Raw genomic sequence first — 21,280 nt, 5'->3', positions numbered from 1 at the left:
GATAGCCGCCGGTGCAATGCTGGATGCCCTTGGGCTTGCCGGTGGAGCCGGATGTGTAGAGCAGGAACAGCGGGTGTTCGGCGTCGACGTTCACCGGCTCGCAATCCGCGGCAACTTTCGCCGTGGCTTCATGCCACCAGGCGTCGCGACCGTCCTTCATGGTGATCGCGTGGCCGGTGCGCTTGGCGACGATCACGCCTTGCACGGTTGGGCAGCCGAGCGCCAGCGCTTCATCGCAGGCCTTCTTCAGATCGACGATGTTGCCGCCGCGCTGGTTGCCGTCGGCGGTGATGACCAGCTTGGCGCCGGTGTCTTCGATGCGATCACGCAGCGCAGTCGCCGAGAAGCCGCCGAACACCACCGAGTGGATGGCGCCGATGCGGGCGCAGGCCTGCATCGCGATCACCGCTTCCGGCGAGTGCGGCAGATACAGCACCACGCGATCGCCCTTGACGATGCCACGGGCCTTGATCGCATTGGCCAGCTTGCAGACTTCGGCGTGCAGTTCCCGGTAGCTGTAGTTGCGGGTGTCGCCCTTCTCGCCTTCGTAGCGGATGGCGATCTTGTCGCCCTTGGTCGCCAGATGGCGGTCCAGGCAGTTGTACGAGGCGTTCAGGGTGCCATCGTGGAACCAGCGGTAGTTGGGTGCGGCGCTGTCATCGAGCACGGTCCTGAACGGCGTGGCCCAGCTCAGCTCGCTCCTGGCGTAAGCGCCCCAGAAGCCGGTGAAATCGGCAGCCGCGGCGGCGCGCAGCTCGGCCATCTTCGCGGCGTTGACACGGGCGGCGGCGGCGAACTCGGCCGAGGGCGGGAACACCCGGGTCTCGGTCAGCACGGATTGGAAGTTGTCACTGCTCATTGTTGATCCTCGTTGTTCGAGTGTTGTCGTCGGGCTCCGTGGCGGAGCGTCTCCTCGGGCCGGAGTGTGCCAGCCGCGGCGCAGCGGTTTGCGCCGGTGCCGCGCTAAAGCAAACATCGCGCCCGATACAGTAAGCCCGCCAGCTTCCTGACGGGCTACCCGATTCAGTGGATTGTCGGCAGCTCCATCAATGACCCCTCAGTGATTCGACGCGCCGGTGGCGCCGTAGCCGGTTTCGGCCCGAACCAGCTGCTCGATATAGCGTGCCGACTCGATCTTGGCCCTCGCGCTGCGATCGGTCACCGAACCGAACCAGCAGCCGAGGAAGGCCAGGGTCATCGAAAACAGCGCCGGTGCGTCGTAAGGGAAGATCGGCGTGGCATGGCCGAGCACCTTCACCCAGACGGCCGGGCCGAGGACGGTCAGTGTCACGGCTGACACAAGGCCCAGCCCGCCGCCGAGCAGTGCACCACGGGTGGTGAGCCCGCGCCAGACGATCGACAGCAGCAGGATCGGGAAGTTGGCGCTGGCCGCGATCGCGAAAGCCAGGCCGACCATGAAGGCGACGTTCTGCTTTTCGAAGACGACGCCGAGGACGATCGCCAGAATGCCGAGGCCGATGGTGGCGAACTTCGAGACGCGGATTTCATCCTTGTCGTTGACCTTGCCCTTGCGCAGCACATGGGCGTACAGGTCATGCGAGACCGCCGTGGCCCCGGAGAGCGTCAGGCCGGCGACGACCGCGAGGATGGTGGCGAAGGCGACTGCCGAGATGAAGCCGAGGAAGACATCGCCGCCCACCGCATGAGCGAGGTGGATCGCCGCCATGTTGGTGCCGCCGCGCAGGCCCTTGTCATCGAGATAGAAGGTGTCGGTGCCGACCAGCACGATGGCGCCGAAGCCGATGATGAAGGTCAGGATGTAGAAGTAGCCGATGAAGCCGGTCGCGTAGAACACGCTCTTGCGGGCTTCGGCGGCGTTCTTCACGGTGAAGAAGCGCATCAGGATGTGCGGCAGGCCGGCGGTGCCGAACATCAGCGCCAGGCCGAGCGAGATCGCCGATACCGGGTCCTTGACCAGCTTGCCCGGCGCCATGATCGCCTGACCGTCCTTGTGCACGGCGATCGCCTGCTCGAACAGCGCTTCCACCGAGAAGCCGACGTGGCGCATGACCATGAAGGCCATGAAGCTGGCGCCACCGAGCAGCAGCATCGCCTTGATGATCTGCACCCAGGTGGTCGCCAGCATGCCGCCGAAGGTGACGTAGACGATCATCAGCACGCCGACCAGCACCACCGCGATGTTGTAGTCCAGCCCGAACAGCAGCTTGATCAACTGACCGGCGCCGACCATCTGCGCGATCAGATAGAACGCCACCGTGGTCAAGGTGCCGGCGGCGGCGAGGATGCGGATCGAGGTCTGGTCCAGCCGGTAGCTGGCGACATCGGCGAAGGTGAACTTGCCGAGATTGCGCAGCCGCTCGGCGATCAGGAACATGATCACCGGCCAGCCGACCAGGAAGCCGATCGAATAGATCAGGCCATCGAAGCCGGAGCCGAACACCAGCGCCGAAATGCCGAGGAACGAAGCCGCGCTCATGTAGTCGCCAGCGATGGCGAGCCCGTTCTGGAAGCCGGTGATGCCGCCGCCTGCGGTGTAGAAATCAGCGCGCGACTGGGTGCGCCGGCTCGCCCAGTAGGTGATGCCCAGCGTCAGCGCCACGAAGGCGACGAACATCAGGATGGCGGTGAGGTTCAGCGGCTGCTTCTCCGCCTGGCCTTCGAGGGCGGCGGCGAAGCTGGCGAGCGGTGCGAGCAGGGCCGTGGCGGTCAGCGTCTTGAGAATCATGCGGTTCATCGGATTCATCCCTGGGCGCTCCGGACAGCCTTGACCGTCAGTGCATCGAACTCGCCGTTGGCGCGGCGCACGTAGATGCCGGTCAGCACGATCGCCGACAGGATGACGCCCAGCCCCAGCGGAATGCCCAGCGTGATGACGCCGTCGATGCGGATCGCCAGCCATTGCGGGGCAAAGGCGATCGCCAGGATGAAGCCGTAGTAGATCAGCAGCATCAGCGTGGTCAGGATCGCCGAGTAGCGGCCGCGGCGTGCGCGCAGCTCGGTGAACGCCGGACTTTCAAGGATGCGCAGGATCTCCGGCGCCACGTGGACCTCGGTCGACGCCGTGCTGCCGTCGCCGGAATGCTGTTTTGTTGTCATGGATGCTCCTAACACCTGCGTCATGGGTACGGCGATGCTGATGGCTGAGCCTATCGGCGATGGGGTCCGCACTCCATGCGACGTTGGTCTAAGCGGGGTGGCCCGGGTCTGCGACTTTGGTCTCAGGCCCGACGGCGGAGATCGCCTCGTGATCTATGCTGAGCCTCAGCAGCCGGCCGCCGTCCGGCAGGGGACGCCGGGATGCTCGAGGTCTGGTCGCTATTCCTGATCTCGGCGATCTATGTCGCGGTGCTGTTCGCGATTGCGGCGCACGGTGATCGTCGGGCAGTGGCCGGCTCCTCGCGCAAGCCCTGGACCTACAGCCTCGCCCTTGGCGTCTACGCCACCTCCTGGACGTTCTACGGCGCGGTCGGCCGGGCCGCGACCAGCGGCTGGGATTTCCTGCCGATCTATCTCGGGCCGATGCTGGTGTTCCTGTTTGCCGGCGGCCTGCTGGAGCGGCTGATCCGGATCAGCAAGCGCTACAACATCACGTCCATTGCCGACTTCATCGGCGCCCGCTACGGCCGCAACCAGCGGCTGGCGATGTTCGTCACCGCCGTCGCGGTGCTTGGCGTGGTGCCGTACATCGCGCTGCAGCTGAAAGCGGTGGCTTTCGGTTTCGAGCTGCTGGCGCACTCGCAGGGCGAAGTCGGTGCCGATGACCATCTGTTCGACAACGGCGCGCTGTTCGTCGCCGTGCTGCTGGGCGCGTTCGCGATCCTGTTCGGCACGCGCCAGGTGGTTGCCAGCGAAAACCATCACGGCATGGTGCTGGCCATCGCCTTCGAGTCGACGGTCAAGCTGCTGGCCTTTCTCGCCGTCGGCCTGTTCGTCTGCTACCACCTGTACGACGGCTTCGGTGATGCCTGGAGCCACGCGCTGACCCGCCTCGGCACTCAGGCGCACGAGCGCGATGGCCGCTGGCAGGCCGGCTTCGTCGCCCAGACCCTGCTCGCGGCGGCAGCGGTGCTGTGTCTTCCGCGGCAGTTCCACGTCACGGTGGTGGAGAACGCCGACACCCGCGATCTCAAACGCGCGCGCTGGGTGTTTCCGCTGTTCCTGCTGGCGATCAGCGTGTTCGTGCTGCCGATCGCCAGCGCCGGGCTCGATCGTCTGTCGGCCGATGCTTCGGGCGATACCTACATGCTGGCGCTGCCCTTGTCCGAGGGGCAGGGCTGGCTGGCGCTGATCGCCTATCTCGGCGGCTTCTCGGCGGCCACCAGCATGGTCATCGTCGAAACCATCGCGCTGTCGACGATGATTTCCAACGAGCTGGTGCTACCGGTGCTGCTGCGTTCGCGGCGCTTCCGGCTCGCCGAACGCAGTGACTTGAGCGGCCTGCTGAAGAACATCCGCCGCGCGGCGATCGTCGCGATCATTGCCGCCGCCTACCTGTATTACCGGATCTACAGCGGGCCCGGCTCGCTGACCGCGATCGGCCTCTTGTCATTCGCCGCTGTGGCCCAGTTTGCGCCGGCGATCGTCGGCGGCGTGCTCTGGCGCGGCGGCAGTCACGCCGGTGCGCTGGCCGGCTTGAGCATCGGTTTCGGTCTGTGGCTGTACACCTTGCTGCTGCCGGCGCTGCTGGCCGGTGGCGACAGCAGCCTGTTGAGCGACGGCCCGCTCGGCATCGGCTGGCTGCGGCCGCAGGCGCTGTTCGGGCTGACCGGGCTCGACGACATCACCCACGGCACGCTATGGAGTCTCGGCGGCAACACGCTGGCCTATCTGCTGACGCCGCTGCTGTTCAAGCCCGGTCTGCGCGAACGCCTGCAGGCCGGGCGGTTCCTCGAAGAACCGTCCGCCGGACGCGCGGCGCGCGCACCTGCAACCAAGATCGCCGCTACGGTCGGCGATCTCGTGGCACTGCTGGAACGCTTCTTCGGGGCCGAACGCGCGCGCAGCGAACTGGAACTGCACGCCCGCCGGCTCGGTCGGCCGGAGCCGAAGCCGGACGACCGGGTGTCGTCCGAGCAGGCGCGCCACATCGAGCATCTGCTGTCCGGTGCGCTCGGCGCGTCGAGCGCACGGCTGGTGCTCGGCTCGGCACTCGGCGGCCGCGACATGCAGCTGGAAGACGTGATCAGCCTGCTCGACGAAACCGCGCACGAGATCCAGTTCAACCGCGAACTGCTGCGCGCTTCGCTGGAGCATCTGTCGCAGGGCGTGTCGGTGGTCGACAAGGATCTCTGCCTGGTCGGCTGGAACCGCCGCTATCTGGAAATGCTCGACTACCCGGACGACCTGATCCGGGTCGGCCGGCCGATCGCCGAGGTGTTCCGCTACAACGCCGAGAGGGGTCTGCTCGGGCCTGGCGATGTCGAGTCCCAGGTCGAGCGGCGACTGGCTCACCTGCGCGCCGGCACCCCGAACAGCCATGAGCGCCTGATGCCGGATGGCCGGGTCATCGAAGTGCGCGGCAGCCCGATGTCCGGCGGCGGCTATGTCACCAGCTATTCGGATGTCACCGCCTACAAGCAGGCGCAGCAGGCGCTGGAAGTGGTCAACGAGCAATTGGAGGAGCGAGTCTCGGAACGCACCGCCGCGCTCGAGGAAGCGCGCGGCGTGGCCGAGCGCGCCAACCGGGCGAAGTCCCGCTTTCTGGCCACCGTCACCCACGATCTGGTCCAGCCGCTGAACGCCGCGCGCTTGTTCGTGACGTCGATCGACCGCGATGCGGTGCCGGCCGAGACCGCACGCATCGTCGGCCAGGTGGAAAGCTCGCTGCATGCGGCCGAGAACCTGATCGGCGCGTTGCTCGATATTTCCCGGCTCGATGCCGCCGCCCAGCCGGTGCGCCGCGAGCATTTCCCGGTCGATCGGGTGCTGGCGCCGCTGGCCAACGAGTTCTCGGCGTTGGCCCAGGCGCGTGGTCTGGAGTTTCGCTACGTGGCCTCGTCGGCGATCGTCGAGACCGATCCTTCGCTGCTGCGCCGCATCCTGCAGAACTTCCTGTCCAACGCCGTGCGCTACACCCGCAGCGGCTGCGTGCTGCTCGGCTGCCGGCGCTTGCCCGGCGGCATCGAGATCGGCGTCTGGGATACCGGGCCGGGCATTCCGGCCGGGCGCCAGCCGGAAATCTTCGAGGAGTTTCGCCGGCTCGAAGCCGGCCAGGATTTCGATCAGGGCCTGGGGCTCGGGCTGTCGATCGCCGATCGTCTTTCGAAGCTGCTGCACCACCGGCTGAGGCTGCGGTCGACGGTCGGCCGCGGCAGCTGCTTCTCGATCGTGGTGCCGTTCGGTGATCGCAGTTCGATCGCGCCGCTGCGACCGGCACCGGTGACCCGTTCGACCGATCGCCTGCATGGCCGGCTGGTGTTCTGTCTCGACAACGAGGAGTCGACGCTCGATGCGCTCGGTGCGCTGCTGACGCGCTGGGGCTGTCGGGTGATCGTCGCCCGCAATGCCAGCGAGGCTTACGCCTGCTTCGGGCCGGGTGCGGAAGTGCCCGATCTGGCGCTGATCGATTTCCATCTCGGCGAAGGCGCCAGCGGCATCGCGGTGATGGCCGAGCTGCGCCGGCGCTGGGGTGTTGCCGTGCCGGCGATCGTGCTGACCGCCGATCCCACCGAAGCGGCGCGCAACGCCGCCAGCGCCGCCGGCCATGCGCGGCTGCCGAAGCCGGTGAAGCCTGCGGCGCTCAGGGCCTTGATGAGTCGGATGATCCGCATTCAGAGTGCGGATGTCATCGAAGCGGACGGCGACGCTTAGTCTTCGTCGGCAACGTCGGACTGAAGCTCGTCCATCGGCGGCGTCAGGCTGCCGGCGCTGGCATCGAGCAGGCGTCTTGCCAGCAGCGCCGCCTGGGTGCGCCGATACAAGCCGAGCTTGCGCAGCACGGCGGTGACATGGGCCTTCACGGTCGCTTCGGTGATGCTCAGCTCGTAGCCGATCTGCTTGTTCAGGCGGCCATCGGCGAGTGCCATCAGCACCTTGAACTGCTGCGGCGTCAGCGTGGCGATCTGCCGGGTCAGCGCCTGTTCGGCGGCATCCTGATCGACGCCATCGGCCAGGCCTTCCGGCAGCCATTCGTTGCCATCGAGCATCGCCCGCACGGCTACACCGATGACGGCCAGCGACGCCGATTTCGGGATGTAGCCGCAGGCGCCGAAATCGATCGCGCGGCGGATCACCAGCGGGTTTTCCTCGCCGGAGACGATCGCCACCGGCAGGTCCGGGCGCAGGCCGCGCAGCTGGATCAGCGAGGAAAAGCCGCTGCTGCCGGGCATCCGCAGATCGAGCAGCACCAGATCGCAATCCGGCTGGGCATCGAGCTTGGCCAGCAGTTCGATCAGCGACGCGGTGGCTTCGACGATCGCTTCGGGCACGGCATCGGCCACGGCGGCGGTCAGCGCGGCGCGGAACAGCGGATGGTCATCAGCGATGAGCAAGCGATACATGGCGGCCTCGGGCAGCGCATTCAGTACGGGCATTGCAACACCCTACGACCTTGGTCGCGATACGACCTAAGGTGAATGGTCGCGCCTTCCTCTGATCGCCACTCTGCGTCTGCGGCCTTCGATGCCGCTCCCGGATCACCTGTCCGGGCAACGAACGATGACGAGGAGTGAGGAGATGATGCCTGCCCGCAGCCGCTTTGCCGCCGCCCTGTGCGCCGCCGGATTCGGCATGGCGACGCTGCCTGTGTTCGCCGCCCCGGTGGATGAAGACACCGCCGCAGTGATCCAGGATCTGAAGCGGCGCATCGAGGCGCTGGAACAGCAGCTCTCCGCCAAGGCGGCGCAGCCTGCGGCCGAGGTCGCCGCGCCGGCAGCCGTCGCAGCTGTTGCGCCAGTCGTTGCTGCGGCAGCACCAGTACCAGCGCCGGCCGCCGTCACCAATGGCGGCGACTTCAAGCTGGCCTGGGGCGGCTACATCAAGAGCGACTTCATCACTTCCCGCTACAGCGATGGCGCGGTGGCGCAGAGCCTGGGCCGCGATGCCTACATCCCGAACTCGATTCCGGTAGCCGCGACCGGCGCCGAGAACGCCCGCACCTATACCGATCTGCACGCCAAGGAAACCCGGCTGTACCTGCGCGGCTCGGGCCTGATGTACGGCCACAAGGTGGCAATCAATGCCGAGTTCGATTTCATCAGCGGCCAGCTCGGCCAGGGCATCGCCGGGGCGCCGAACGAAGCGGTGACCAATCCGTACAACCCGGCGTTCCGCCTCGGCTATCTGGATTTCGACAACTTCCGCATCGGCCAGGACTGGTCCACCTTGCAGAACATGGTGGCGCTGCCGGACATCGTCGATCTGGTCAACTGGCCATCCGAAGGCACGGTGTTCTCGCGTCAGCCGATGATCCGTTACACCTATGGCCCGCTGGCCATCGCGCTCGAAAACAGCGAATCGACAGTCGCCACCCTCGGCGGCAATGCCTTCACGGTGACCGACGACAACACGGTGCCGGACCTGGTCTGGCGCTACACGCTGAAGACGGCGGCCTGGGGCGACTACACCTTGTCCGGCGTGGTCCGCCAGATCGCCGATCGCGGCACCGTGGTCGGTGGCAACGACACCTCGGTCGGCTACGGCCTGAGCTTCGCCGGCAAGATTCCGCTCTGGGGCCACGACGATCTGCGTTTCACCTTCAGCGGCGGCGACGGCTTCGGCCGCTACCTGGCGCTGAACACGGTCGGCGATGCCGTGGTCGACGCCAGCGGCAAGTTGCGCACCGTCGAGGTCTACAACGGCTTCGTCGCCTGGCGTCACCCCTGGAACGAACAATGGCGCTCGAACCTGGCGCTGTCCGCCCTGCACGCCAACACCGGGCAGATCGACGAAGGCTCGATCTTCGGCCCCGGCGTTTCCCGCAACGTCCGCAGCGTCACCGCCAACCTGCTGTATTCGCCGATCCCGAAGATCACCTTCGGCGCCGAATACCGTTACGCGCGGCGTGACACTGTCGGCAATCTGTCTGGCGACCTGAGCCGCCTGCAGTTTTCGGCGCGGTACAACTTCTGAGGCTTTGCACCTGGCTTATCGCTGCCAGCAAGCCAGCCCCCTGAACCCTGGCATCACGGTGGCATTCCCTTGTTTCCGATTCGCCCGCGGCCGGTCTGTGCCGCCGCATTCCAGCTTGCAGTGATACGGCCAACAGAATCGGCGGGCGATTGTTGCCCATCGGGAATGTTTATGTTCCTGAAACAGGCGACTCTTCCCTAACTACAAGCAGTGCTGCCACGGCGGCGCTGCGGGGAGCCGGTACGGAGTCGCCGGCATGGGGCACCGAGCAGTTCGGATTCGGGGGACTTCAAGGCAATCGCGGCGCGCAAGACGCCGCAATGCTCGAAGGGGCGGGTTAGGGAGTGGTATCGATGGCAGCGACAAGCCGAAAGGCGAGGGGGCGACTGGTCGCCAGATGGCGGGTGCCTACCGCTTGTGTAGTCGTTCTGATGGCTGGCGGGCTGGTTTCGGACGCCGAAGCCGGTAACGGCCACCTGCTGTCGGGATCGAATCTCGAAGCCGAATTCGGCGATTCATCGGGCGGACTGCCGGCCGGCAACGCCGATCGTCTGGACCGGCTGCAGTGGGTCGACAGCACCGGCGTAACGATCGCCGACTTCGTCGCCAACAGTGGCCGCGCCTGCGGTGATGCCCGGCTGTTTTTCGGTCAGGCCTACGGCGAGCCGGAAGGTACGGCACCGCTGGCGATAGGGCCAGGCGCCATTGCCACAGTGAGCGATACCAGCGGCAGCAGCCTGCGCTCGATCGGCTCGACAGCGGGTTGTCCGGGCAGTTCGGATGTCACTGCGCAGACCGATTACCGCACTTTCCCCGGCGTTACTGGCAAGGGCGACATGCTGCGGATCATGCGCAGCTTCCAGTTCACCGGCGCCACGCCGATGTTCAGCGGCCGCGGCCTGCGCGCCTATGTGCCGGCGCTGCCGCTGAACGTCTACCGTACCGTGCTGGTGCCGAACGCGGCGAACACCGCCGTCAATCCAGTCGATGCCCGGACCTGCAGCTACGACTGCGAACAGAGCGACTGGAACGGTCGCTGGTTCGCCGCCGATGACGGCCGCGGCCGCGGCCTGCTGGTGATCCGCGATCCGTTGTCGACCGAAGCTGCGCTGCTCAATGTCCGCAGCGATCGGCTGTCCGCGACCAACCGCAGTTCGATCGTGCTGCTGCAACCGGAGAGCGGCTGGAAGACGGTGGTCACCGAGATCGAATATCTGTGTCCTTACGACAGCCTGAGCTGGCCGGCGGAAGACCGCGCATCGGGCCGGCTGCCCTCGGGTTGCACGATCAGCCGGGCAGCCTACGATTTCGGCAGTGTCATTAGCGCCAAGGCTGGCAGTACTCAGACCTCGCGCGCAGTCACCCTCGGCAAGCTGGTCGGGCCATCGACTATCGCCGTGACCAACGGTAGCTACAGCATCAACGGCCAGGCTTTTACGGCGCAGAGCGGCAGGGTCCAGCCTGGCGATGCGGTGCGCTTGCGGACGGTGGCGGCTGCGCGGCTTGCTCGCAGTTACCTCGATATCGATGGCCAGCTTGCAGTGTTCAGCGTCGTCACCGCTGAGCCCAGCTCCAGTCACGACGTCGCCGCCGATGCTGCGACCGGCAAGACTCCGGCCCAGACTGAGGCGGTAGCGACACCGACATTCAGCATCGCCGATGCCTCGATCACCGAAGGCAACAGCGGCACCAAGACCCTGATCTTCACGGTGACGCTCAGCCCGGCGGCCAGCTCGCGGGTGACGGTTCGTGCCGAGACCGCCAACGGCACGGCGAAGAGCGGTTCGGACTATGACGGCGGCGGCCCCAGCCTGAGCTTCTCGCCGGGCGAAACCTCGAAAGTGGTGTCCTTCAAGATTCGCGGCGATACCGTGGCCGAACCCGACGAAACCTTCTTCGTCGATCTCGGCAGCGCCAACGGCGGCGCCACGATCGGCCGAGGTCGGGCGACCGGCACCATCGTCAATGATGATGGCGCGGCGATCGACACCACGCCGGACAGCTTCAGTTTCCCGGCTGTGACCGGGGCCGAACCCGGCAGCGTGCAGACCAGCGAAGCGATCACCGTCTCCGGCATCAATGCCGCCAGCCCGATCTCCGTGGCCGGCGGCAGCTTCAGCATCAACAACGGCAGCTATACGACCAGCAAGCAGACCGTCACCGCCGGCCAGACCGTGCGGTTGCGGCAGACGGCCGCGACCAGCGGCAACCGCACGACCACGGCAACCCTGACCATCGGTGGCGTCAGCGCCGACTATCGGGTGACTACGCTCGGCCCGACGCTGTCGATCGCCGATGCCTCGATCGTCGAAGGCAATACCGGCACCACGACGCTGGTGGTTCCGGTGACGCTGAGCCCGGCAGCGAGCAAGAAGGTGACGGTCAAGGTGACCAGTGCCAACGGCGCGGCGGTCAGCGGATCGGACTACAACAGCGTTTCGCAGACCTTGAGCTTCGCGGCCGGGGAAACCAGCAAGAACCTCGGCATCGTTGTCCGTGGCGATACCGCCGTCGAAGCTGACGAGACCTTTTTCATCAACCTGAGCAGCCCGGGCGGCGGTGCCTTGCTGGGCCGTGGCCAGGCGCTGATCACCGTCGTCAATGACGACGGCGGTGCCGCCGTCGACCCGGTGCCGGACAGCTTCAGCTTCGCGCCAACCAGGGACGCGGCACCCGGCAGCGTGCAGACCAGCGCCGCCATCACCGTGGCCGGCATCAACGCCGCCAGCCCGGTTTCGGTGGTCGGCGGCAGCTACAGCATCGACGGCGGGCCGTTCACGACCAGCAACGGCAGCGTCGTTTCCGGCCAGAGCCTGCGCCTGCGGCAGACGGCGTCAAGCAGCGCAGCGACCACAACCACGGCGACGCTGACCATCGGCGGCGTCAGCGGCAGTTATGCAGTGACCACCCAGGGCGTGGATACGACACCGGATCCGTTCAGTTTCGCCGCGATCTCGGGCGCCGCCCCTGGCAGCGAGCAGACCAGCAACACGATCACCGTCAGCGGCATCAATGCCGCGGCGCCGGTCTCGATCACGGGGGGGCGCTACAGCATCAACGGTGGGCGCTACACCACCGATCCGGGTGCTGTGCTCAGCGGCGATCGGGTGCAGCTGCGAGTCGTGGCGCCAACGGTCAATGGCGCCGTCAACACCGCTCGCCTGACCATCGGCGGCATCAGCGCCGACTTCAGCGTCTCGACCGGCAATCTCGATACGACGCCGGATTCGTTCACGCTGAGCGGCCCTGCCACCGGCTTCCCGGCCCTGGCGCAGAACAGCGATACGGTGGTGATCAGCGGCATCAATGCGGCGGCGCCGGTCTCGGTCACCGGTGGCACTTACAGCCGCAATGGCGCGCCGTTCACGGACGCTGCCGGCACCGTCAACAACGGCGACCGGCTGGCGGTTCAGGTGATCGCACCAGCCACCGTCGGCAACAGCGCGACGGTGACGCTCACCGTCGGCCGCATCAGCAGCGCCTACCGCCTCAGTGCCGACGCCCCGTCCGACATCATTCCCGATCCGTTTGGATTCGTTTCGCTGACGGACGTGGAGCCGCGCAGCGAGCAGACCAGTGCCGAGATTTCGGTGATCGGCAACAGCCGAGCCACGGCGATTTCCGTTTCCGGCGGCAGCTACAGCATCAATGGCGGCGCATTCACGACGACGACGCGGACGGTGCTCGCCGGAGACGTGGTCAGGATGCAGGTGACGGCGTCCGGCAATCCTGGCGCCAGTGCCTCGGCGACGCTGACCATAGGCGGCGTCAACGGCAGCTTCACGGTCACCACCAAGCCCAGCCCCTCGATTCATCCCACGCCGTTCAAGCTGAAGCGGGCGCTGTCGCCCGGCAATCCGATCTCGCTGACCTACTCGCTGCCGGGCACGGTCGCGACCAGCGACACGGTGACCTTGAGCAATATCCAGGCGCCGGTTCCGATCTCGATCACCGGCGGTACCTACAGCCTCAATGGCCGGCCTTACACAGCAGCCGCGGGTACCGCCGCGAACGGCGACAAGCTGACCGTGAACTTGGTCCTGTCGTCGGCGTTCGACACCACCACCAGCGCGACGATCAAGGTCGGCAACACCAGTACGTCGATGAACGCCACGACCACGTCGGATGCGGTCAAGAACACGCCGGCGGCGCTCAACGGTGCCGAGACTTTCATCTACAGCAACACCGGTCTTCCGGCAGTGCCATTAAGGGCCTTTGTGTACAAGCCCACGACTTGGCGCTCCTCGGACCGACGCCCGGCCTTCATCCATTTCTTCGGTGGCGGCTGGGTCAGCGGCGAGCCGAACAGCAACCGGATGATCTGGGCCCGAGGCCAGGGCATGGTCGGCATCGCGATGGATTACCGCACCAACCAGCGCTTCGGCACCACGCCGCTGGAATCGGTATCCGACGGCCGGGCGGCGCTGCGCTGGGTTCAGGACCATGCAGCGGAACTGGGCGTCGATCCGACTCGAATCGTCGTCAGCGGCTCATCGGCTGGCGGGCATCTCGCCTTGTGGGAGGCGATCGTCGAGACGCCGGTCGGTTCCGATCCCGCGACTGCGCCGTTGATGCAGCCGGCGGCGGTATCGCTGACCAGCCCGGTTTCCGATACGACAGAGCCGTTCGGCTACCGGCCGGATCGCTTCGGCAGCAATGCCGAGGCGCTGTCTCCGCAGCTGCAACTCGATGCGCGCATGCCGCCGACCATCGTTCACCACGGCGACGGCGATGTCACGGTGGCGGAAGCGACCTCGATCTCGCTCTGCAACCGTTTGCTGGCGGGACAGAACGTCTGCGAGTTCCACAACGTTGCCGGCGCCACGCACAGCTACAGCGAGGTGCCGAACGCCACGCGCGACAACGATGACCATGTCGCCGCGTTCCTGACCAAGGTTGGCGTGTTGCCGGCGATCCGGCCTTAGTGGCCGGACCGCCTCCTGGCATAGATCAGGCCCAGCTTTTCACCGGCAAGGCGTTGCTTGCGCTGCCACGTACCAGCAGATAAGCCAGCGGGCCGAACGAGCCGAGCGCCAGAGTCGCAACGATGTACGGCCAGACGGTGACGCCGCGGGCGCGGGCATCGCCAACCATCCAGACCATGACCAGGGTCAGGGCGATGACCAGATCGGTCAGCACCTGCAGGCCGGCGGGATGGAAATGGGCGGTGAAGATGCCGAGGTAGCCGACTTCCTTCAAGGCGTAGGCGGACAGGATCGAGAACGGCAGCAGGATGGCGAACAGGATGGGGCGGGGCAGGTTCATGGCGAATCTCCGGACGAGTGGGTTTGGACGGCGAGCGCAGAATCCGCGTCTGGCTGCAGCGCTGCAATTACCTCGCAGGTCATCGCTTTGAGGTGGGCGCATCGCCACAATCGCTGCCATGAACGCGATCCATCCGACGTCCGCTGCCTCGTCCCGTTTCGGCGACACGCTGCGCCGCACGCGCAATACCCGTCGCCGCAGCCAGCTTGATCTGGCGCTGTCGGCCGGCTTGTCGCAGCGGCATCTGAGCTTTCTCGAATCCGGCCGATCGCAGCCGAGCCGGGCGATGCTGTTGCGCCTCGCCGAAGCGTTGGACCTGGGTCTGGCCGACCGCAATCACTGGCTGATCGCGGCCGGCTTCGCGCCGATCTACCCGCAGCGTGCGATCGAAGCGCCGGACATGACGCCGGTGCGCGAAGCGCTGGCCCGGATGCTGCGCCACCACGAGCCGTTCCCGGCGATGGTCATCGACCGCGCCTGGAATCTGGTGATGACCAACGAGGCGACCGAACGGATGATCGCGATGGTCAGTATGGTCGGCGGCCACGCCAGCCCCGATGCGCTGTGGCAGAAAGTCTGCGGCACCGGATCACGCAACATGGTCCAGATGAGCCTGCACCCGGAAGGTCTGCTGCCGCATGTCGTCAACGCCGATGAAGTGGTTGCTGCGCTGCTGTCGCGGCTATCTCAGGAAGCGCTCGATCATCCACCGTCGGCGTGGTTGCGCGAGGTCGTGATGGCCTATCCCGGCATCGCCACTGCCGCGCGCAACGTCGATATTTCAGCGCGGCTATCGCCGGTATTGGCGACTCATTTCCACATCGCCGGCCAAGATCTGCGTCTGTTCGCGATGCTGTCTCGCTTCGACATGCCGCGCGACCTGACCGCTGAAGATCTGCGGGTGGAAACGCTCTATCCGGCAGATGCCGAGAGCGAACGACTGCTGCGGAAACTGGTTCCTAAGTGATCGACAGCACATCAAGCAATGGTCTTTAGGCGCAGCTTATTGTCCGATTTCGGCTGAATCGATCGCGCTTTCTTGTATTTGCGACAAGATTGCCTATTCCGATCCTGCAATTTCACCTGTCCTTTACCATCGCGTTCGTAGTGGGGCAATCAGCGCCTCATGTCCTGCAGGAGCTTCACTTCGTGAATCGAGTCATCGCCAAAGTTTCGCTTTTGGGCTGCGCAACGTCGCGCCCGTTCCATGGTTCGATCGCCACTGCAGCAGTTCGGACGTTGATGACCTGCCTGCTGATCGCCGGTCTGAGTGGGCCGTCAATGGCGGTCGCTCAAACCACGCCGACCTTGAGCATCAGCGACGCCTCGATCACCGAAGGCAACAGCGGCACCAAGAATCTGAATTTCACGATCACTTTGTCGCCGGCTGCAACAGGCACCGTGACGGTCCGGGCAACGACGGCAGACGGTACGGCAATCACCGGTTCTGACTACAACGGCGGCAGCCAGACGGTGACTTTCACGGCGGGTCAGACGTCGAAGGTTGGCGCTGTCAGCATTCGCGGGGACACGGTTTCGGAGGCTGACGAAGTGTTTTACGTGAATCTGTCGAGTCCGACGGGTGGGGCGGTGATTGGCCGTGCACAGGCGGTGGGGACGATCCTCAACGACGACGGTGTTGTGACGGACACGACACCGGACGCGTTCAGCTTCACGGCGGCGAATGGCGTTGGGCTGAGCAGCGTGCAGACGAGCAACGCGATCACGGTGAGCGGGATCAATGCGGCGAGCCCGATCAGCGTGGCGGGTGGCAGCTACAGCCTCAACGGCGGGGCGTACACGACGGCAGCGGGCACGGTGACGGTGGGCCAGACGGTGACCGTGCAGCAGACCGCCTCGGCGAGCTTCGGCACCACGACCACGGCAACGGTCACCATCGGCGGCGTCAGCGCCCCGTATGCCGTGACGACACTGGCTGCCGACACGACACCGGACGCCTTCAGCTTCGGTGCCCTGACCGGTGTGGCCGCCGGCAGCGTGCAGACCAGCGAAGCGATCACCGTCAGCGGCATCAACACCGGCAGCCCGATCTCGATCGTCGGCGGTAGCTACAGCCTCAACAGCGGCGACTACACGACCGCCGCCGGCACCGTGCTGGCCGGCCAGACCGTCCGCATCCAGCAGACCGCGTCGACCAGTCTGGCCACCACCACCACGGCCACCCTGACCATCGGCGGCGTCAGCGCCCCGTTCAACGTCACCACCCAGCTGCCTGCTTTGTCGATCGACGACGTCTCGATCGCCGAAGGCAATAGCGGCATCACCAACATGGTGTTCACGGTCAGCCTGAACGGTGCCGCCCCGACGCTGGTCACGGTCGACTACGCCACCGCTGACGGCACCGCCCAGGCGGGCAGCGACTACACCGCCGGCAGCGGCAGCTTGAGCTTCCCGGCCGGCACCACCAGCCAGACGATCACCGTTGCGGTGCTCGGTGACACCGTCGTCGAGCCCAGCGAAACCGTCCTCGTCAACCTGAGCAACCCGGTCGGCGCCAGCCTGGCCGACCCGCAAGGCGTGGGCACCATCGTCAGCGACGACCTCGCCGGTCCGACCCTGAGCATCAGCGACGCCTCGACCACCGAAGGCAACAGCGGTACCAAGGCCCTCACCTTCACCGCCACCCTGAGCCCGGCCGCCACGACCCCCGTCACCGTCCGCGCCACCACCGCCAACGGTACCGCGACCAGCGGCAGCGACTACACCGGGGGTGCCCTGACCCTGACGTTTGCGCCGGGCGAAACCAGCAAGAGCGCCAGCATCAGCATTCGCGGCGACACCGTCGTCGAACCGGACGAAACCTTCTTCGTCAATCTCACCGCTCCGACCGGCGGCGCCGTGATCGGCCGCGCCCAGGCGACGGGCACCATCGTCAACGACGATGCCGCCAGCGACACCACCCCGGATCCGTTCAGCTTCACGCCGGTGACCGACGTCGCCCCGAACAGCGTGCAGACCAGCAACGCGATCACCGTTGCCGGCATCAACGCCGCCAGCCCGATCAGCGTCACCGGTGGCAGCTACAACATCAACGGCGGCGCCTACACGACCCTGGCCGGCACGGTCACCGTCGGCCAGAGCGTCACCGTGCGGCAGACCGCCTCGGCCAGCTATGGCACCACGACCACGGCGATGCTGAGCATCGGCGGCGTCAGCGCTGCTTATGCCGTCACCACCCAGGCCGCGGACACCACCCCGGATGCCTTCAGCTTCACGCCCGTCACCGATGCGCCGCTGAGCTCGATCCAGACCAGCAACGCGGTGACCATCAGCGGCATCAACAGCGCCAGCCCGGTGTCGATCACCGCCGGCGGCAGCTACAGCATCAACGACGGCGTCTACACCGACCAGCCGGGCACGATCAGCGCTGGCCAGACGCTCAAAGTGCGGCAGACGGCCTCAGCCACCAACGGCACTAGCACCACGGTGACGGTGACGGTCGGCGGTATCAGCGCCGGCTACACGGTGACCACCGTCGCCACGGCCGTCGACACCACACCGGATGCCTTCAGCTTCACGCCGGTCACCAACGCCGCGCCAGGATCCACCCAGACCAGCAACAGCATCTCCGTCACCGGCATCAATGCACCTGCCGCCATCTCGATCTCCGGCGGCATGTACAGCCTGAATGGTCAGGGCTACACCAGCGCGTCCGGCTTCGCGAATGTCGGTGACACGATCACCGTTCAGGTGCTGGCCGCGTTCACCAATTCGACGACGACCTCGGCGACGCTGACCATCGGCGGCGTTCAGGGCACGTTCTCGGTGACCACGATTCCGGTGGCCAACGACACGACCCCCGATCCGTTCAGCTTCACGTCGGTGAACAACGCGCCGGTCAACAGCCTCCAGACCTCGAACACGATCACGGTGAGCGGCATCAATGCCGATACCTCGATTATGGTCAGCGGCGGCGAATACAACATCAACAATGGGCCGTTCGGTGCCGCTTCCGGCGTCGTCCGCAACGGTGATCTGGTGTCGGTGCGAGTCACTGCTTCCGCTCAGAACTCAACCACCACCACCGCCACGCTGACTATCGGTGGCGTACCCGGCTCATTCAGCGTCACCACCGCAGCATTCGTTGCCGATACCACGCCGGATGCGTTCAGCTTCACGGCAGCGACCAGCGTCGAGGTTGGATCGATCCAGACCAGCAACGCGATCACCGTTACCGGCATCAACACCGCTACGCCGATCTCGGTCAGCGGCGGCAGCTATCGCATCAATAAGGGCTCGTATACGTCTGCTGCCGGCACGGTTTCGTCCGGCCAGACGGTCGAGGTCCAACAAACGGCTTCGGCGAGCTACAGCACCCGGACGGATGCGGTTCTGACCGTCGGTACCGTGTCGGCAACCTACAGCGTCACGACCGAAAGCTACGCCCCTGATGCGGTGCCGGATCCGTTCGAATTCCCGGTCAGCGTGACTCATGGCGTGCCGCTGAACAGCAGCCAGGTGAGCTGGCCGCTGGAAGTGCGCGGCATCAACATTCCAAGCACGATCTCGATCACCGGCGGTCAGTACAACGTCAATGGCGGCAGCTACACGACGGCCACCGGCACCGTGAACGCACTGGATGTCATCACGGTTAGGCTGTCGGCGTCTGCATCATTCGGCACCACGACCAGCGCGGTCCTGACCATCGGCGGCGTCAGCGCCACGTTCTCCGTCGATACGTTGCTGATCGACACCAAGCCCGATCCTTTCGTATTCACGCCGCTCTTCAATGTACCGCTAGCCGGGCCGCGGGAGCGGACCAGCAACGAAGTCGTCGTTACCGGCATCAATGCGCCTGCTCCGATCTCGGTTGACGGCGGCTTCTACAGCATCGACTCCGGTCCGTTCGTCACCACGCCGGGCACCGTGTCGACGGGCAGCCGGGTGCGGGTCATGGATGTTGCGCGCGACGAACCGGGCGCCGCCTCGCTGGTCACCCTGACCATTGGTGGCATCAGCGCCAAGTTCATCACCGTCACCGCCGGCGGTGATACCGTGCCGGACGTGATGATCTTTGACAGCCTGGCGACCGGCTATCCACGTCTCGGCGTGAACAGCAATCCGGTCACGGTCACCGGCATCGACGCGCCGGTGCCGATCACGGTTTCCGGCGGTGCTTACAGCATCAACGGCGGCGGCTACACGAGCGACCTGGGCGTCGTCGTGGCCGGCGATGTGGTGCGGCTGGCAGCAAGCCCGGGACCGAGCAATGGCGACGTGACGACGGTCAGCGTGACGGTCGGCACTGTGGTGTCGACATACACGGTCACTACCCAGTCGCCGGCCGACGATTTCCCCGATGTGCCGAGAATTCCGGCTAGTCTGGACGTGCCGCTCAACAGCACGATCACCAGCGAGCCGATCATCGTGCGCGGCTTCAATATCCCGACTTCCGTCCGTGTCGGCTCCGGTGCCACCTACAACATCAACGGCGGCGCCTACACCAATGTGACGGGCACGGTTCGGGCCGAAGACGTCGTGCGGATCCGGGTGGTCACCGATAGTCGCTATGCCAGGACCGCGTCGACGACCCTGTACATCGGCGTCGTCAACAGTTCCTGGACCGTCAAGACGCTGGACAACCCCGCCTTGCCCAAGCCGTTCGCGCTCAATTTCGAAACGATCTTCAACACCGGCCAGGTGCGTCCGGGGACGGTCCAGCAGTCCAAGCCGATCGTGGTTGCGGGCTTCTCGACGCCACCTGCGATTTCGGTGGTTGGCGGCCGCTACAGTGTCAACGACGGGCCTTACACGGCGGTTGCCGGTACGGTCAACAACGGTGATCGAGTGCGGGTGCAGTTCACGGCCGCGATGCCATTCGAAACGACCAAGGGCGCTACGCTGACCATCGGTACGCTGAGTGCCAGCTTCTCGGTCTCCACGACGAGAGATCCGGTGGCGGTCACACCGACCGTCATGAGTGGCGCCACCACCTACACCTTCAATAGCGCAGTCACACCGGTGCCATTGCTGGTATTCGTCTTCAACCCGGCGGGCTGGAGTCCGAACGACAAGCGCTCGGCCTATATCGACTTTTTCGGTGGTGCTTTCCTGACCGGTACTGCGGGCAATGTCGGCGGCCGCGTCCAGTACTGGTCGAACAACCAGGGCATGGTTGCGATCGCGCCGGATTACCGGGTTACCGATCGCTTCGGCACCTTTGCCTGGGTGGCTCCGACCGACGCGCGGGCGGTGGTCAAATGGGTTCAGGAGAACGCGGCAATGCTCGGCATCGATCCGACCCGCATCGTCGTCCACGGAACCAGCTCCGGTGGCGGTGCGGCAACCTGGGCGGCGATCCTCGATCCGCCGGTGACTTCGGATCCGGCGAGCACGCCATTGTTCCGTCCAGGTGCCTTGGTATTGCGCTCTGGCGTTACCGACACCTCCGAGGAATCGGCGATTTCGGATGGTCAGCGTGCCCGCTTCGGTGATTACGCGAATGACATCGGCGGTGCCCGGCATCTGGATGACAAGATGCCGCCGACCATGATCTTCCACGCCGATGAAGACACGACCTTTGCCCAGACGGTGAACGTCAAGATGTGTTCGGACATCCTTCGCTTCGGCCGAAACTGCAGGTTCCAGAATGAGCCGGGGCTTGGTCATGATTGGTACAGGGAACCTGCCAACAACGCTGAGTCCCAGACGATCGAAGTCGATTTCCTGACCTCCATCGGCATTCTGCCTTCGGTCAAGCCTTAACCCAGGGTTCGGCGAGCCGTTGATGAAAAGCCGGGGGAAACCCCGGCTTTTCACGTTTCAGGCGCTGACAACTGAGTCGTGAACGGATCGCAAAGTGGCAGCCTTGCTACCGCTGTCCGAGCGGAGGCAAGCGGACGTAGCGGGTGCTCGTGAACATCGCGACGGCGGTGGTGAAGCCGGGCAAAGTCGGGCTGTCGCCCTGCCGGTTATTCCTGGCGATAGCGATTCGGCTGACAGA

General features: G+C 65.8%; 10 protein-coding genes. 5 read left to right on the top strand and 5 right to left on the bottom strand.

Features of this window, described 5'->3' with window-relative positions; translation table 11 throughout:
- The 3 genes from Q0D45_RS01810 to Q0D45_RS01800 form a co-directional block, all read right to left on the bottom strand.
- A partial coding sequence (locus tag Q0D45_RS01810; protein WP_293387698.1) for an AMP-binding protein occupies positions 1-859 on the bottom strand: 859 nt, incomplete at its 3' end.
- Positions 860-1,057: 198 nt separating this feature from the next.
- Positions 1,058-2,707, bottom strand: a complete 1,650-nt coding sequence (locus Q0D45_RS01805; protein ID WP_366946309.1) for a cation acetate symporter — start codon at positions 2,705-2,707, stop codon at positions 1,058-1,060.
- A gap of 14 nt (positions 2,708-2,721) precedes the next feature.
- Positions 2,722-3,078 (bottom strand): DUF485 domain-containing protein, encoded by a 357-nt coding sequence (locus Q0D45_RS01800; RefSeq protein ID WP_293387694.1) that lies wholly within the window; start codon positions 3,076-3,078, stop codon positions 2,722-2,724.
- A 201-nt stretch (positions 3,079-3,279) separates the two neighbouring features.
- Between Q0D45_RS01800 and Q0D45_RS01795 the strand changes: the two genes are divergently transcribed.
- Positions 3,280-6,792: a hybrid sensor histidine kinase/response regulator gene (locus Q0D45_RS01795; protein ID WP_293387692.1), complete on the top strand. Its 3,513-nt coding sequence runs from the start codon at positions 3,280-3,282 to the stop codon at positions 6,790-6,792.
- Here Q0D45_RS01795 and Q0D45_RS01790 read toward each other — a convergent pair.
- Positions 6,789-7,514: a response regulator transcription factor gene (locus Q0D45_RS01790; protein WP_293387690.1), complete on the bottom strand. Its 726-nt coding sequence runs from the start codon at positions 7,512-7,514 to the stop codon at positions 6,789-6,791. The two genes, Q0D45_RS01795 and Q0D45_RS01790, sit on opposite strands and share 4 nt — an antisense overlap.
- A 142-nt stretch (positions 7,515-7,656) precedes the next feature.
- Here Q0D45_RS01790 and Q0D45_RS01785 point away from each other — a divergent pair, with 142 nt between their 5' ends.
- Entirely contained in the window at positions 7,657-9,051 is a 1,395-nt protein-coding gene (locus Q0D45_RS01785) for a DcaP family trimeric outer membrane transporter (protein WP_293387688.1), read from the top strand.
- Positions 9,052-9,482: 431 nt separating this feature from the next.
- Positions 9,483-13,976 carry a Calx-beta domain-containing protein gene (locus Q0D45_RS01780; RefSeq protein WP_293387686.1) on the top strand — a complete coding sequence of 1,498 codons (4,494 nt, stop codon included), beginning with the start codon at positions 9,483-9,485 and terminating at the stop codon, positions 13,974-13,976.
- A gap of 25 nt (positions 13,977-14,001) precedes the next feature.
- Here Q0D45_RS01780 and Q0D45_RS01775 read toward each other — a convergent pair whose 3' ends face one another.
- Complete coding sequence (locus tag Q0D45_RS01775; protein WP_293387684.1) at positions 14,002-14,316, bottom strand: DUF2834 domain-containing protein; 315 nt, start codon at positions 14,314-14,316, stop codon at positions 14,002-14,004.
- A gap of 118 nt (positions 14,317-14,434) precedes the next feature.
- Between Q0D45_RS01775 and Q0D45_RS01770 the strand changes: the two genes are divergently transcribed.
- Positions 14,435-15,283: a helix-turn-helix domain-containing protein gene (locus Q0D45_RS01770; protein WP_293387682.1), complete on the top strand. Its 849-nt coding sequence runs from the start codon at positions 14,435-14,437 to the stop codon at positions 15,281-15,283.
- A gap of 314 nt (positions 15,284-15,597) precedes the next feature.
- Positions 15,598-21,042 (top strand): Calx-beta domain-containing protein, encoded by a 5,445-nt coding sequence (locus Q0D45_RS01765; protein WP_293387680.1) that lies wholly within the window; start codon positions 15,598-15,600, stop codon positions 21,040-21,042.
- The last annotated feature ends 238 nt before the right edge of the window (positions 21,043-21,280 follow it).

The sequence above is a fragment of the Nevskia sp. genome (assembly GCF_023266035.1).
Lineage (GTDB): Bacteria > Pseudomonadota > Gammaproteobacteria > Nevskiales > Nevskiaceae > Nevskia.
The sequence above is the reverse complement of the archived record's forward strand: the minus strand, read 5'-3'. Positions and strand labels throughout refer to the sequence as shown.